This is a genomic window from Desulfurivibrio alkaliphilus AHT 2, from assembly GCF_000092205.1.
Classification (GTDB): Bacteria; Desulfobacterota; Desulfobulbia; order Desulfobulbales; family Desulfurivibrionaceae; genus Desulfurivibrio; species Desulfurivibrio alkaliphilus.
Map to the genome: position 1 here is coordinate 727,800 of NC_014216.1, position 13,650 is coordinate 741,449.

The following is a 13,650-nucleotide window of genomic DNA, read 5'->3' on the forward strand; positions in this document are numbered from 1 at the left end:
TTACTCAGGGGTAGGCCGGGGCGGCGCCGAAACGGGAGTAAACATCCATCGCCAGCAATCGACCGGCCCGGTGACGGTTAAAAAAGCCGGCCATGGCGATCATGGCGGCGTTGTCGGTGCAGAAATCCGGTTCCGGCAGAAAGACCTCCATATCGCCCGCCCCGGCAGCAGCGGCGACCAGTTCTTGCCGCAGTCTGGGGTTGGCTGCCACCCCGCCGCTGAGCACCACCTGGCGGCAGGAAAAATGCCGGGCGGCGGCCAGGGTTTTGGCCACCAGAATTTCCACCACCGCCTCCTGGAAAGAGGCGCAGATATCGGCCTTGGCCTGTTCCGACCAGCTTGTGAGGCGATGCACTTGGTTGGCCACCGCCGTTTTCAGGCCGCTGAAACTGAAATCAAAGCTCTCACCCAGCCGGGCTCTTGGGAAGGCAAAGGCCTGCGGGTCGCCCTGAGCCGCCAATCGGCTGACCGCCGGGCCGCCGGGATACCCCAGGTGCAGCAGTTTGGCCACCTTGTCGAAGGCCTCTCCCGCGGCGTCATCCCGGGTTTGCCCCTGCAGGGTGAAGCGCGTAGGGCTTTCCACCACAAAAATACTGGAGTGCCCCCCGGATACCGTCAGGGCCAGGTAGGGAAAAGAGGGGCGGGGGCGGGATAGAAAGGCCGAGGCCAGGTGGCCGGCGATGTGGTCAACCCCTACACAGGGGATGCCGCTAACCAGGGACAGGGCCTTGGCGAAGTTGAGCCCCACCAGCAGGGAACCGACCAGGCCCGGCCCCTGGGTGACGGCCAGCAGGTCGATCCGCTCAAGTTCCACGCCGGCCCGGGCCAGGGCGGTGGCGGCCACCGGATGAATATTTTCCAGGTGGCGGCGGGAGGCCAATTCCGGCACCACCCCGCCGTAGGGGTTATGAACTTCGGTTTGCGACTGCACCAGGTTGGCCAGGATGCTGACCTCGGGGCACGGTTCTTCGCCCTCGGCGACACTCTCGGCGGGGTATTCCAGGCGCAGAACCGCTGCCGCGGTGTCGTCGCAGGATGTTTCCAGGCCCAGGATCAGCATGGCAACGGCTATTCCCGGGAGCGGGGGTAAGAGCCCAGCCATTGGTAGTGGCTGCAGAACTGGCGCAACTGCTCACACCCCTCGCGGACCTGGGGATCGTCCAGATGCCCCAGCATATCGATGAAAAACAGGTAGCGCCCGGGCTCGTCCTTAAAGGGCCGTGATTCAATCCGGGTCAGGTTGATATTGTGGTCGGCCAGGGTGCTGAGGGCCTCGTGCAGGGCGCCGGGACGGTCCAGCAGAGCCACCAGCAGCGAAGTTTTGTCATCACCGCTGGCCCTGGGGGGCTGGCTGCCGATCAGCAGAAAGCGGGTGGTGTTGCCCCGGTAATCTTCGATACCTTTTACCGCCACTTGCAACTGGTAGGTCTTTACCGCTAAAGAACTGGCGATGGCCCCCACCTGGGGGTCCGCCGCCGCCATGGCCGCCGCCGCCCCGGTACTGCTGGCGTTGTGGCGGGGAATGTCCGGCAGGTTGCGTTGCAGCCACTGGCGGCACTGGGCCAGGGGCTGGGGGTGGGATACCACCAGCTTGACATCCTCCAGGCGGCCGCTTTGGTTGATCAGGTTGTGACTGATGGCCAGGTTCAACTCCCCGCAGATTTTGACCTGCGAGCGGGTGAAGGCATCCAGGGTGGAGGTTACCGCCCCTTCGATGGAGTTTTCCACCGGCACCACCCCGTATTCAACTCGCCCCCTTTCCACCTCGATGAAGGTGTCTTCAATGGTTTCCATGGGGCGGAAACTGGCGGAACTGCCGAACATGACAATGCCGGCCAGGTGGGAGAAGGTGGCTTCCGGTCCTAAGTAAGCGATTTCGATAGGTTTTTGGGAAAGTCGGCAGGCGGCGATGATTTCATACAAAACCGCTTTAAGGGCCGGTTCCGGAAACTCACCGGCATTGGCCCGCAGCAGGCGCCTGACCACCTCCCGCTCCCGTTTCGGGTCCCACTTGTCGCGATTGTGGTCTTTCTTGATTTTGCCGACTTGCTGCGCCAGCTGAATCCGCCGCCGCAGCAAGGAAAGTAATTGATCGTCGATCTCATCGATTTGTTGGCGAATGGAACCTAAGGCCTCTTCCTGGCCATGGCCGGGATGCTCTTTTTTTGGCGGCATTTTTATCACTGGTTTTCGGGTTAAGATAGGCTGCTTAACGTTTACGGGCCATTATATAAGCAGTTATTGGCCTTGGTGAACGGTATCTCTCCGGCAGGCTGCCGATATCATCGGAAGATACCGATAAATTTGTGCATATTAAAGTAAAATTAACGGGCTGAAAAGAGTTTTCCGGCCACAATCGGGCCGGGTCTTGGTTGACAGTACCGAGGAAACTCGGTAAGAACGGTTAAGTGTTGAAGATGCCAAGATTTGCTTGCAATTATAAATAATACATCGTGGACGGATTTTAATGAAAGTTAAACACTGTATGCAGGGGGCACGCAAAGAGTTGGTGACCATCGGTCGTGATGCTCTGCTCCAGGAAGCCGGCACCCTGATGAAAAAACACGGCATTCGCCACCTGCCGGTGATGGAAGATGGCCAGATGGTGGGCTTTATCACCGAAAGTGATATCCGCCACTACGCTTTTCCCTCCATGGAGCGGGATATTTTCGTCCACGAGGTGATGGTCCGTAATATCATCACCATTAATATCAACGCCACCATCGAAAAGGCCGCCCGTCTGATTCATGATTATAAGATCGGCGGCTTGCCGGTGCTGGACAAAAAAAAGCTGGTGGGGATCATCACCGCCACCGACCTGTTGTCCGCCCTGATTTCGGTTATGGGGCTGCTCCAGGCTTCAACCCGCATCGACGTACTGGTCGCCAAGAAGGGTGGGGTGGAGGACGTAACCCGGATCATCAAGGAACATGGCGGCGAGATCATCAGTGTTTCTTCCGAGCAGCACTCTTCCCGCAAAAAACTGTACGGATTTCGCTTGGAGAAGTGCGACTTTGACGAGGTCATCGAAGCCCTGGAGGAAGGGGGGCATAAAGTGGTGGCGGTGGTTGACTGATGCCGGATCTGCCTGCCGCCAGTCCCGGGTTTGCCCGGCTTTGTGACCGTTTGGCTGATTTTTCCGGGGTGGCGGTGGCTTTTTCCGGCGGGGTGGACAGTTCGCTGCTGCTGGCCGCCGCACTGGCGGTACATGGCGAGCAAACCCTGGTGCTGCACGCCTGTTCTCCCATTCAGGCCCCCGGTGAACACCAGAAAGCGCTGGAGATGGCAGCCGCCTTGGGGTGCCGGCCCACGGTGGTGAATATTGATCCCTACAGCTGGCCGGAGTTTGTGGCCAACCCAGCTGATCGTTGCTATCGCTGCAAAATCAGGCTGTACAGCATTTTTCAGGCCTGTGTCCGCCGGCACGGCCGGTCGGTGTTGCTGGACGGCACCAATGGTGATGACGTAAAAAGTGACGATCGCCCCGGCTTGCGGGCCTTACAGGAGCTTCAGGTGGGCACCCCCCTGGCCGATCTCGGTTTCAGTAAAAATGAGGTGCGGCGGCTGGCCAAAGAGAGATCCCTGGCCAATTGGAACAAGCCATCCGCCTCCTGCCTGGCCACCCGGATCATGGCCGGGCAAAGCATAACCCCGGAGCGGCTCGCTGTGGTAGCTGAAGGGGAAAAAATGCTGGCCGGTTTCGGCTTTACCGGCAGCCGCTTCCGTCACTATGGCCGCAAATGTCTTTTGGAAGTCGCGCCTGATGACTATAAGCTTCTGGAAAATCGAGATTTTATGGCATCCATCGAGTCCCGTTGCCGGGAGTTGGGATTTACCGTCGTTGAGCGGGGAACGCGCCCCCAGACTGGAATTTAAACCGTAAACAGGGCTTTTTTGTTTGACACGGGGCTTTTTTTTATTGACAATCACATGACCTGCTATTAAAGCCTTGTTGTGCCTGCGGATACGAGTTGGCAGGGGAAAAAACCAAATTTAGAAGCACTAGGAGGAAGGAATGAACAAAAGTGAACTGGTGGAACAGATGGCAAAGGCTGGTGGCATCAGTAAGGCTACCGCGGAAAAAGCTCTGGCCGGTGCCCTGGATGGCATCACCAAGGCCCTGAAAAAAGGGGACAAGGTCACCCTGGTCGGCTTCGGTACCTTTTCCGTGACCAAGCGGGCTGCTCGCCAAGGCCGCAATCCCCAGACCGGCAAACCGATCACCATCAAGGCCCGTAAAGTTGCCCGCTTCAAGGCCGGCAGCAAGCTTTCCGATGCCGTGAAGTAGTTGTAAAGTTTGCCAGGTTCCTTCTGAGCCTGTCCGGCCGGTACCCAGCTGCCAAGGGTGCCGGCCTTCTTTTTCTGCGCCGCCAGTCACGGTGGCGGCTTTGTCGGCCACTGCCCATTTTTTGCTTGCATAATCATGGGAAGTTGAGCATTATGGGCGCCGCCGTTGCTTTTTTTGTTTTTAGAGTTACGGGATCGGCGGTAAAAGCAATCATTGATGTCGGGACGTGGCTCAGCCTGGTAGAGCACATGCTTCGGGAGCATGGGGTCGGAGGTTCAAATCCTCTCGTCCCGACCAGTATTTTTTGATCTGTGATCTGTTGCAAATTGCCGGCCGGCAAGTAAATAATCGTCAAGCCGGTACATAGTCAGAATTTTTGGTGGTCAGGTATTTTTATAAGTAAACTCCATATCGTTAAGTGTTAAGGTGTTAACCAGGCCTCAAGGTCCTGGTTTTTTTGTTTGTAGAGTTATGTTTAGCGGAAAGAAAAGCCACAACGGGGGAAATGATGATGCGCAAAACGTTTGCCAGCTTAGTGCTGCTTGCCGGTCTGGTCCTGGCTTTGGGGCTATATGGTTGCAATAATCGTGACGACCAGCGGCCCGCCCTGGAAACCGTCAATGATCGGGTGAGCTACAGTATCGGTTTGAATATCGGTGAGGATTTTGTGGCCCAGGAACTGGATATCGATCCCGATCTGCTGGCCCTGGGGATCAAGCATGCCCTGGCGGGCCATGAGCCTTTGCTCAGCGAACAGCAGATGCACGAGGCGATCACGGCCTTCCAGGAAGACATGCTGGGCCGGCAGGAGGCCAAATTCAGCGCCCAGCAAGAGGAGAACCTTCGACTGGGCCGGCAGTTCCTGGCGGAAAACGCCGACCGCGAGGATGTAATGGTCACCGACAGCGGCCTGCAGTACCGGGTGTTTGTTGAGGGTGAAGGGGCCAGCCCCGGGGTTGATGATGTGGTGTCGGTTCACTACGAAGGGCGCCTGGTGGACGGTACGGTCTTCGACAGCTCTCTGGAGCGGGGGGAGCCTGCGGTTTTCCCGGTTGCCGGCGTGATTCCCGGCTGGACCGAAGCCCTGCAGCTGATGCAGGAGGGCGACAAGTGGGAAATTGCCTTGCCGGCCGACCTGGCTTATGGCGAGCAAGGGGTGCCGCCGGTGATCGGTCCCAACGCAGTGCTGGTGTTCGAGGTTGAACTGCTGGAAGTAAACCCGTAAACGTTTAAAAAAATGGCCGGCTTTGAATTATCCGCCATAATCTTTGCCTTCAGCCTGACCCTGCTGGCCGGGCTTTCCACCGCCATCGGTGGCGTGGTGAGTATGTTTGTCAGGCCCCACAACACCGTGGGGCTTTCTCTGGGGTTGGGTTTTTCCGCCGGGGTGATGATCTATGTTTCCCTGGTGGAGCTGCTGCCCGAGGCCATGGAATCATTTTCCCTGGTGCATGGTGATGAGTGGGGCTATGCGCTGGCCACGGGTGCTTTTTTTGCCGGTATTGCCGTCGCCGCTCTGGTGGATCTACTGATCCCCGGAGATGTAAATCCGCACGAGTACCGGGCGGCGTCGGAGTTCAGCGCCACGGCGGATATGCATGCCGATCGGGCCCGCTCCCTGAAGCGCACCGGGATGTTCACCGCCCTGGCCGTAGCCCTGCATAATTTCCCCGAAGGTTTTGCCACCTTCAGCGTGGCCCTGCTTGATCCCGCCCTGGGAATTCCCATCGCCATCGCCATTGCCATCCACAATATTCCCGAAGGGGTGGCGGTGGCTCTGCCGATCTACCATGGCAGCGGCAGCCGGGGGAAAGGCTTTGTAGGCTCTCTGCTGTCCGGTTTGGCTCAGCCCTTGGGGGCGGTGGTGGGGTTCCTGCTGCTGGCCCCCTTTTTGGGAGAGGGCAGCCTGGGGTTAATCTTTGCCATGGTGGCCGGGATCATGGTGTATATTTCCTTTGACGAACTCTTTCCCGCCGCCCGCCTGTACGGCAACTCCCACACCCCGATCATCGGCCTGCTCTCCGGCATGCTGGTGATGGCGCTCAGCCTGGTACTATTTGAATTTTTTTAATCGTAATCGTCCAGCAGCACCGCATCTTCGGGCGATCAGCCAAGCTTGCGTACCTGGGGTACGCGGCGCTTGGCTGCTTGCCCGAATCTGCGGCACTGCTGAACGATTACGGGGTCTGTTAAACCAACGGGTTGTTGGTTTTTTTAATTTTGAACGCTGTCCCAGCCGCCGCCCAGGGCCTTGATCAGGGCTATATTGGCCTGCAGTTGCTGGTTGCTGGTCTGCAGTGCTGCCCGTTCCTGGGTCAGGGCTGACCTTTCGCTTTCAATGATTTCCAGGTAGCTGACCAGGCCGGCCCGGTAGCGCTGGTGGGCCAGGCCCACCGTTTCCCGGGCGTGGCGCAGGGCCCGTTGCTGGGCCTGTTGCTGCTGGTGGAGCAGGGCCAGTGTGGCCAGGGCGTCTTCCACTTCCTGCATGGCCTGCAGCAAGGTTTGCTGGTAATCGGCCAAAGCTTCCTCATGGGCGGCCCTGGCCTGCTCCAGCTGGGCCCGGTTGCGGCCGCCGTCGAAGATGGGCAGGCTGATTTGGGGGCCGAAATTCCAGAAACGATTGCCGCTGGCCAGCAGGCTGGATAGTTCGTTGCTGCCGAACCCTGCCGCCCCGGTTAAACGAATGGATGGAAAGAAGGCGGCCTTGGCCGCTCCGATCCGGGCGTTGGCGGCCATCAGCCGGCGTTCCGCCGCGGCCACATCGGGGCGGCGCTGCAGCAGCTCCGCCGGCAGTCCCGGTTTTACCTCCGGTACTTGAAACTCCTCGGCCTCGTTGGCGGCATGGGCGAAGTTGGAGGCCGGCTCACCCAGCAGCAGGGCCAGGGCGTGCTCCACTTCGCTGCGCCGCTGTCGGAGCATGATCACCTCCGCTTCAGCGGCGGCCAATTCCGTTTCCGCCCGGCTCAAATCAAGCTTGTCGCTTAAACCGTGCTGGTAGCGGCTGCTGATCAGCCGTTGGTTTTGCCTCCGCAGTTGGGCGGTTTTTTCCAGTAAAGCCGTTTCCCGATCCAGGGTCAGCAGGGTAAAATAGGTTCTTGCCACCTCACTGTGCAGGGTTAAACGGAAACTTTCCATCTCGGCTGCGCTTGCGTCCACTTCGGCGGCAGCGGCTTCGTTGAGCCGGCGCAGTCTCCCGCGAATATCCAACTCATAGCCCAGGTCCAGGGGCAGGTTGATGGTGGTGGTGGTCTGGCCCTCCCCTAAAGGAGAGAGGTCATCGGCGGTGCGACCCCGTTGCGCGCTTGGCTGCAGATCGAGCCGGGGAAACAGGTCGGCCCGGCTCAGCCCCGCCACCGCCCGGGCCTGGTCCAGGCGGGCCACCGCAGCTCGCAGCTGCTGGTTGTTGGCGGCCGCCCGCTCCTGCAGTTCGTTCAGCGCCGGATCCTGGTAAATCCGCCACCACTGGCCTTTGGGCAGCTCATCGGCGGGTTCGCCCTGTTGCCAGATTTCCTCATATCCCTCGGCATAGCGGTATTCAACGGGGGCGGCAACCTCGGGGCGATGATACTCCGGCCCCAGCGAACAACCCGCCAGCAGAATGGCAAACAGCATCAGACTGTATCTGAACATCGTATCCTCTCCAATCTTCTCAAAATTGCCTAAAAAAAACTTTTATCGCTTACCATCCGGTAATTGATCACAGAGTAAGCGGTCATGGGGTGCCCCGTGACCGCTTACCGGCCAGGCTTTCCAGCAGGCTGTAGAACAGTGGGACAAAGAGCAGGGCCAGGGTACTGGCGGCCAGCATCCCGCCCAGCACCACGGTGCCGATCTCCTGGCGGGAAGCGGCGCCGGCGCCACTGGCGAACACCAGCGGCAGGGTGCCGATGATAAAGGTCATGGCGGTCATGACGATGGCCCGGAACCGTTGCCGGGCGGCGGCCATGGCTGCCTCCGGCGGGCTCATGCCCTGCCGGCGGTTCTGGGCCGCGAACTCGACAATCAGGATGGCGTTTTTGGCCGCCAGACCAATTAGTACCAGCAGACCGACCTGAAAGTAAATATCATTGGGCAGGCCCCGGACCAGGGCGGCCAGCGCCGCCCCGAAAACCGCCACCGGCACGGCGGAGGCCACCGCCAGCGGCAGGGTCCAGCGTTCGTACTGGGCGGCCAGGATCAAAAAGACCATCAGCAGGCCCAGGCCGAAGGCCAGGCCGCCGGCCCCGGCGGCGACATCCAGCTGGTAGGCTTCGCCGATCCAGCCCATCAGGGTTTCACTGCCGGCAGCCTCCCTTGCCATTTCGGCCACCACCGCTTCCAGGGCCTCTTTGGCCTGGCCCGAGGTGTAGCCCGGCGCCGGGTCGGCCATGAGCTTGGCGGCCGGATAGAGGTTGAAACGGTTGATGATATCCGCCCCGGTGACCAGCTCCAGTTGCAGCAGCGAGCTTAAAGGGATCATCTCGCCGTGGCTGGAACGGACGAACACATGGCGCAAATCTTCGGGTTGACTGCGAAATTCGCCTTCCGCCTGCATGTTGACCTGCCACAGACGGCCCAGATAACTGAAGTCGTTAACGTAATTGGCCCCAAAAGTGCTCTGCATGGCCTCGAAAATGGTGTTGATCGGCACCCCCAGGTCGCGGGCCTTTTCCCGGTCCACTTCCGCCCGGTAACGGGGAATACCGGCATCCAGGGTGGTCCGCACCTGCCCCAGTTCCGGCCGCTGGTTGGCCTTGGCCACCACCTGCTGGGCCATGGCCTCCATGGCCGTGGCTGTGGTCTCGCCTCTCACCTGCAGATAACCTTCCACCCCGCCGGTCAGTGACATGCCCATGATGGGTGGCGGGATAAAGGCAAAGATATTGGCCTCCTGAATGCCGAAACCCATGCCCATCACCCGTTGGGCCACCGCTCCGGCATGCTGTTCCGGGGCCCGGCGTTCAGACCAGTCGGTAAGGTTGGCAAAGCCGATCAGGGCGCTGGTGCGCAGAGATGAGGCCAGTATATCGAAGCCGGCAAAGCCGGTGAATTCGGCGATTTCCGGCTGGGCCACCAGCATCTGGGTAAGAGTGTCGCGCACCTCGCTGGTGCGCGACAGCGAGGCCGAGGGCGGCAGATTGCCCACCACCAGGGCCACCCCTTGGTCCTCCTGGGGCACCAGGCCGGTGGGCATCCTCTCCAGCATGACCACGGTAACTCCCAACAGCCCGGCAAAGAGCAGCAGGCCCAGGGCCCAGCGGCGAATGAGAAAGCCGGCGCAGGCCACAAAAAAGCTGGTGGCATGGGCAAAAAGCCGGTTGAACAGCTTGAAAGGAGCCAGGACGGTGCTTTTCTGCCCATCCAGCAACTTGGCACACATGGCCGGGGTCAGGGTCAGGGCCACCACCCCCGAGACCACCACCGAAACCGCGATGGTAATGGCAAACTGCCGGTAGAGTTCACCGCTGAGTCCACCCAGAAAAGATACCGGCACAAACACCGCCACCAGCACCAGGGTGGAGGCCACCACCGCGCCGGCCACCTGATCCATGGTGGCAAAGGCCGCCTCTTTGGCCTTCAGGCCCTGTTCCTTCATCAGCCGCTCAACGTTTTCCATCACGATGATGGCGTTGTCCACCACGATCCCGATGGAAAGCACCAGGCCGAACAGGGTGAGCAGATTAATGGAAAACCCGAACAACTGCATGCCGGCAAAGGTGCCGATCAAAGAAACAGGAATGGCCGCCACCGGAATCATGGTGGCCCGGAAGCGTTGGAGAAACAAAAAGGTGACCAGGATAACCAGGACGGCGGCGACAAAAATGGTTTTCACCACCTCCTGGATGGAGATCTCCACAAATTCGGTGGTGTCGAAGGGTACGGTGTAGGCAATACCTTCGGGGAACCGCTGGCTGATTTCAGCCAGGGTGTTGTGAACCCGCTCGGCGGTGGCCAGGGCATTGGCGCCGGGTTGCAGATAAACGCCGATGGGTACCGTGGGCCGGCCGTTGTAGGTGGCGGAGAAATCATAACGCTGGGAACCCAGTTCCACCCGGGCGACATCCCCCAGGCGCAGGATGGCGCCGTCCGGGCCGCTGCGCACAATGATATCGGCAAACTCCTCAGGGGCGCTGAGTTGCCCTCGGGTGGCAACGGTATAGGTAAAGGCCTGATCTTGGGGGGCAGGCTCCGCCCCGATCTGGCCGGCGGCAAACTGGGTGTTCTGTTCCCGCAGGGCGGCGGCGATATCGCTGGGGGTCAGTTGATACTGGGCCAGGCGGTCGGGTTGCAGCCAGATGCGCATGGAGTAGTCCTGGCTGACAAACAGTGAAGCATCGCCCACCCCCGGCAGGCGGGCCAGTTCATCGATCACGTTGAGCAGGGCGTAGTTGCTTAAGCCCAGGGTGTCGTGGCTGCCGTCGGGTGAAGTCAGCACCCCCACCATCAGCAGGTTGGTCGAGCGCGATTCCACCCGCACCCCCAGGTCGCGCACCCGTTGCGGCAGGCGAGGCAGCGCCGCCTGCACCCGGTTGTTGACGTTGATCGCCGCCTGGTCCGGATCGGTGCCCATGGCAAAGGAAACGGTGATCATCAGGGTCCCGGCATCGGTGCTGGTGGACTCCTGGTAGATCATGTTTTCCACCCCGTTGATCTCCTGTTCCAGCGGGGCGGCCACCGAAGCGGCCAGGGTTTCGGCATCGGCACCGGGGTAAGCGGCCTGGACCACCACCTGGGGCGGCACCACATCCGGGTATTGCTCCACCGGCAGGGTGTAAGCGGCGACCCCGCCGGCCAGGATGATAATGATGGAAATGACCGAGGCGAAAATCGGCCGCTCAATAAAAAAACGAAACATGCCTATTCTCCCGCCTGCTCCGCAGGCTGCGGGTCTACCGGCATGCCGTCACGCAGAACCGCCAGGCCGTTGACCACCAGTTGGTCGCCTTCATTTAAACCACTTAAAATCACCTGCTTTGCCCCGATCAGCGGTCCCGTTTCAACCTCGCGGGCCCGGGCGGTCTTATCGTCTCCCACCACGTAAACCAGGCTGCCGTTGCGCCCCCTGGTGATGGCGTCGGCGGGAATCAGGAAAACCTCTTCCAGCACCTCAAGGGTCAGGCGGATGCGGACAAACCGGCCGGGAACCAGTTGCCGGTCGGGATTGGCAAACACCGCCCGGGCGGTGACCGTGCCGGTGCCGGGGTCAATGGTGCCGGCGGTGAAGTCAAGCTGCCCGGAATACTGATAGCTGCTGCCGTCCGGCAGCAGCAGGGTGATTGCCGGGGAAGTGCCGGGGCTGTCTGCCGGCTGGCGCTGTTGCCGCTGGCCGGCTTGCAGGGCCGCCGCGTCATCTTCCGGCAGGGCGAAGCGGATATGGACCGGGTCCAGGCTGGTGATGGTGGTCAGCAGGGTGCCGGGCTCCAGCAGGCTGCCTTCGGCAAAGGCCTCCAGCTCGGTGATCCCGGCGATGGGAGCGGTTACTTTGGTGTAACGCAGATTGCGGGCAGCATCAGCCAGGACGGCCTGGGCCAGGGCCAGGCGGGCCCGGGCCAGTTCCTGGTTGGTCAAAGCCTGATCCCGTTCCCGTTCGCTGATCGCCTGTTTTTGCCAAAGGGTGTCGGCCCGGCGCCATTCACGCTCGGCCTGGGCCAGGTTGGCCTCGGCGTTGCTTAGTTCGGCCTTGGCTTGCTGCCAGGCTATTTCATAGGGTTCACGATCGAGATGAAAAAGCGGGTCATCCTTGGCCACCATCGCCCCTTCCCGGTAAAGCCTTTGCTCAAGAATCCCGCCAACCCGGGCGCGCACCTCCACCCGGCGGGAGCCGTGCACCCGGGCTGGGTATTCACCTTCCAGGGTGACCTGCTGGGGGCTGACGCTTTGCAAAGTGACCGGCGGCGGGGGCATCTCCTGGCCGGGAGGACCTTGCTGCTCATTGGCCTCGCAAGCGGCCAGCAGCAATACAAGCAAAATCAGCAACCACAGCGGTAAGGAAAAGGCGTTGCGCTTGCCGGTCGCGGCCTTGCTTGCCGGTGCGGTGGTCGAGTTGGTGACTGGTGAGGTACCCATAATGTTTACTCCATCAAAATAAATCAATGCCGCCGCAGGGCGTCCCAGGCGGCCAGGGCGGTTTGGTTGATGATTTGGTCACTGACGGGCAGGCGACGAATACTGTTTTCTTTGGCCAGCGCCACCAGCGGCCCCCAGGCCATGGCTTCCAGCACTTTCATGGGGACATCCTTGCAACAGCCTTGATCTTTGGCTTCCCGTAAAATCGTGTAAATAACTCCCTCGTCGTTGGGCAGGCGGGAGCTGGCCGCAGTAGCGTAAGGTGAATAGTAATAGAGCTCCATGAAGCGAAACTCCGCCGGGCGGCTGATGAACATACGCAACAACTCGGCAAAAAGCTGTTGAAAGCGGTTTGGTAACGGGGCGGCGGGATCATAGTTAACCAGTAACTGCTGGTGGTAGCGCTGTTGCAAATCCTGAAAAAGTTCTTCGATTAAAGTATTTTTATCTTTGAAATAGCGATAAATAGTGCCCACACCCACCTCTGCCTCCTGGGCAATGGCCGAGGTGGGGGAGCCATGAAAACCGCGCTGGGCAAAAAGCACCAGGGCCGCCTGCATGATTCGCTGCCGCTTATCGCTGATTGATTCCTTTGGGGCCATGTTATGGGATTCCGGTTTAAAAAAGTTCAGCGGGCCGGTTGGGTTGACCGCAGTTGGCGGCGCCGCAAATGTTTACGGGGGTAGAGAGGCAAACAGCGGAGTGAGCGTTCACTCCGCTGCCCCAAAGTAAACCGGCGGCCCATGGTGAGTCAAGAAAAACAGCTTTCCTTGCCTGCACTAACGGGCGTTTGAGGGGTTACCGCACCTCGACAATGGCCTCGGAAACGGCAACCCGGGGTGGCGGGGTGGGGGTTTTGGCGGGAAAACCCATGGGTACCAGAGCCACCGGGATCAGGTTGGCGGGCAGTTCCAGCAAGCGGCTGACTTCATCTTCGTGGAAGGCTCCCACCCAGCAACTGCCCAGGCCCTCGGCATGGGCCAGCAGCATCATCCCCATGATACTGGCGGCCACGTCCTGGATGGCGTAAAGATTGATGCCGCGGGCGCCGTAACGGGTTTCAATGGCCCGGTCGGCACAGGCCACGATAACCAGCGGGGCGGTGGCGACAAATTGCTGTTTTAAGGCCGCCGTGGCCAACTTGGCCTTAAGTTCGTCGTTATAGACAAAAAAGAATCTGCGGGCCTGCAAGTTGCCGGCGCTGGGGGCCCAGATCAGGGCTTCCTGCAGTTTGGCCACCTTTTCGGCAGGCAATGGCTCGGGGCGGAATTTGCGGATGCTGCGCCGGTTTTTAATGGTCTCGAGAATGCTCATGC

At 60.3% G+C, this 13,650-nt stretch carries 12 protein-coding genes and 1 tRNA gene; 6 read left to right on the forward strand and 7 right to left on the reverse strand.

Annotated features, from left to right (window positions below; genetic code table 11):
* Window positions 1-4: 4 nt before the first annotated feature.
* Both tsaD and pheA read right to left on the reverse strand, forming a co-directional pair.
* Complete coding sequence (gene tsaD, locus DAAHT2_RS03160) at window positions 5-1,060, reverse strand: tRNA (adenosine(37)-N6)-threonylcarbamoyltransferase complex transferase subunit TsaD (protein ID WP_013162855.1); 1,056 nt, start codon at window positions 1,058-1,060, stop codon at window positions 5-7.
* 8 nt (window positions 1,061-1,068) lie between these two features.
* Entirely contained in the window at window positions 1,069-2,175 is a 1,107-nt protein-coding gene (pheA, locus tag DAAHT2_RS03165; RefSeq protein ID WP_013162856.1) for a prephenate dehydratase, read from the reverse strand.
* Between the two features lie 292 nt (window positions 2,176-2,467).
* Here pheA and DAAHT2_RS03170 point away from each other — a divergent pair, with 292 nt between their 5' ends.
* The 6 genes from DAAHT2_RS03170 (at window position 2,468) to zupT (ending at window position 6,359) form a co-directional block, all read left to right on the forward strand.
* Window positions 2,468-3,076: a CBS domain-containing protein gene (locus tag DAAHT2_RS03170; protein WP_013162857.1), complete on the forward strand. Its 609-nt coding sequence runs from the start codon at window positions 2,468-2,470 to the stop codon at window positions 3,074-3,076.
* Window positions 3,076-3,876, forward strand: a complete 801-nt coding sequence (larE, locus tag DAAHT2_RS03175; RefSeq protein ID WP_013162858.1) for an ATP-dependent sacrificial sulfur transferase LarE — start codon at window positions 3,076-3,078, stop codon at window positions 3,874-3,876. The genes DAAHT2_RS03170 and larE overlap by 1 nt, the downstream gene beginning before the upstream one ends.
* Window positions 3,877-4,015: 139 nt before the next feature.
* Window positions 4,016-4,288: an HU family DNA-binding protein gene (locus DAAHT2_RS03180; protein ID WP_013162859.1), complete on the forward strand. Its 273-nt coding sequence runs from the start codon at window positions 4,016-4,018 to the stop codon at window positions 4,286-4,288.
* A gap of 220 nt (window positions 4,289-4,508) precedes the next feature.
* A tRNA-Pro gene (locus DAAHT2_RS03185) sits at window positions 4,509-4,585 on the forward strand.
* A 214-nt stretch (window positions 4,586-4,799) separates the two neighbouring features.
* Entirely contained in the window at window positions 4,800-5,513 is a 714-nt protein-coding gene (locus tag DAAHT2_RS03190) for an FKBP-type peptidyl-prolyl cis-trans isomerase (RefSeq protein ID WP_013162860.1), read from the forward strand.
* Window positions 5,514-5,525: 12 nt separating this feature from the next.
* Window positions 5,526-6,359 carry a zinc transporter ZupT gene (gene zupT / locus DAAHT2_RS03195; protein WP_013162861.1) on the forward strand — a complete coding sequence of 278 codons (834 nt, stop codon included), beginning with the start codon at window positions 5,526-5,528 and terminating at the stop codon, window positions 6,357-6,359.
* Between the two features lie 143 nt (window positions 6,360-6,502).
* On the opposite strand, the gene DAAHT2_RS03200 is transcribed toward zupT, so the two are convergent.
* The 5 genes from DAAHT2_RS03200 to DAAHT2_RS03220 form a co-directional block, all read right to left on the reverse strand.
* Window positions 6,503-7,918: an efflux transporter outer membrane subunit gene (locus DAAHT2_RS03200; protein WP_013162862.1), complete on the reverse strand. Its 1,416-nt coding sequence runs from the start codon at window positions 7,916-7,918 to the stop codon at window positions 6,503-6,505.
* A gap of 82 nt (window positions 7,919-8,000) precedes the next feature.
* Window positions 8,001-11,123 carry an efflux RND transporter permease subunit gene (locus DAAHT2_RS03205; RefSeq protein WP_013162863.1) on the reverse strand — a complete coding sequence of 1,041 codons (3,123 nt, stop codon included), beginning with the start codon at window positions 11,121-11,123 and terminating at the stop codon, window positions 8,001-8,003.
* Between the two features lie 2 nt (window positions 11,124-11,125).
* Entirely contained in the window at window positions 11,126-12,334 is a 1,209-nt protein-coding gene (locus DAAHT2_RS03210; RefSeq protein WP_013162864.1) for an efflux RND transporter periplasmic adaptor subunit, read from the reverse strand.
* A 23-nt stretch (window positions 12,335-12,357) separates the two neighbouring features.
* A complete protein-coding gene (locus tag DAAHT2_RS03215) occupies window positions 12,358-12,936 on the reverse strand; it encodes a TetR/AcrR family transcriptional regulator (protein WP_013162865.1) in 579 nt (192 codons plus the stop codon).
* Between the two features lie 196 nt (window positions 12,937-13,132).
* Window positions 13,133-13,648: a nitroreductase family protein gene (locus tag DAAHT2_RS03220; RefSeq protein WP_013162866.1), complete on the reverse strand. Its 516-nt coding sequence runs from the start codon at window positions 13,646-13,648 to the stop codon at window positions 13,133-13,135.
* Window positions 13,649-13,650 lie beyond the last annotated feature (2 nt).

Bases quoted from the DNA above. Each gene is read 5' to 3' on its own strand.
- tsaD (WP_013162855.1), bottom strand. From the start codon at position 1,060: ATGCTGATCCTGGGCCTGGAAACATCCTGCGACGACACCGCGGCAGCG.
- pheA (WP_013162856.1), bottom strand. From the start codon at position 2,175: ATGCCGCCAAAAAAAGAGCATCCCGGCCATGGCCAGGAAGAGGCCTTA.
- DAAHT2_RS03170 (WP_013162857.1), top strand. From the start codon at position 2,468: ATGAAAGTTAAACACTGTATGCAGGGGGCACGCAAAGAGTTGGTGACC.
- larE (WP_013162858.1), top strand. From the start codon at position 3,076: ATGCCGGATCTGCCTGCCGCCAGTCCCGGGTTTGCCCGGCTTTGTGAC.
- DAAHT2_RS03180 (WP_013162859.1), top strand. From the start codon at position 4,016: ATGAACAAAAGTGAACTGGTGGAACAGATGGCAAAGGCTGGTGGCATC.
- DAAHT2_RS03190 (WP_013162860.1), top strand. From the start codon at position 4,800: ATGCGCAAAACGTTTGCCAGCTTAGTGCTGCTTGCCGGTCTGGTCCTG.
- zupT (WP_013162861.1), top strand. From the start codon at position 5,526: ATGGCCGGCTTTGAATTATCCGCCATAATCTTTGCCTTCAGCCTGACC.
- DAAHT2_RS03200 (WP_013162862.1), bottom strand. From the start codon at position 7,918: ATGTTCAGATACAGTCTGATGCTGTTTGCCATTCTGCTGGCGGGTTGT.
- DAAHT2_RS03205 (WP_013162863.1), bottom strand. From the start codon at position 11,123: ATGTTTCGTTTTTTTATTGAGCGGCCGATTTTCGCCTCGGTCATTTCC.
- DAAHT2_RS03210 (WP_013162864.1), bottom strand. From the start codon at position 12,334: ATGGGTACCTCACCAGTCACCAACTCGACCACCGCACCGGCAAGCAAG.
- DAAHT2_RS03215 (WP_013162865.1), bottom strand. From the start codon at position 12,936: ATGGCCCCAAAGGAATCAATCAGCGATAAGCGGCAGCGAATCATGCAG.
- DAAHT2_RS03220 (WP_013162866.1), bottom strand. From the start codon at position 13,648: ATGAGCATTCTCGAGACCATTAAAAACCGGCGCAGCATCCGCAAATTC.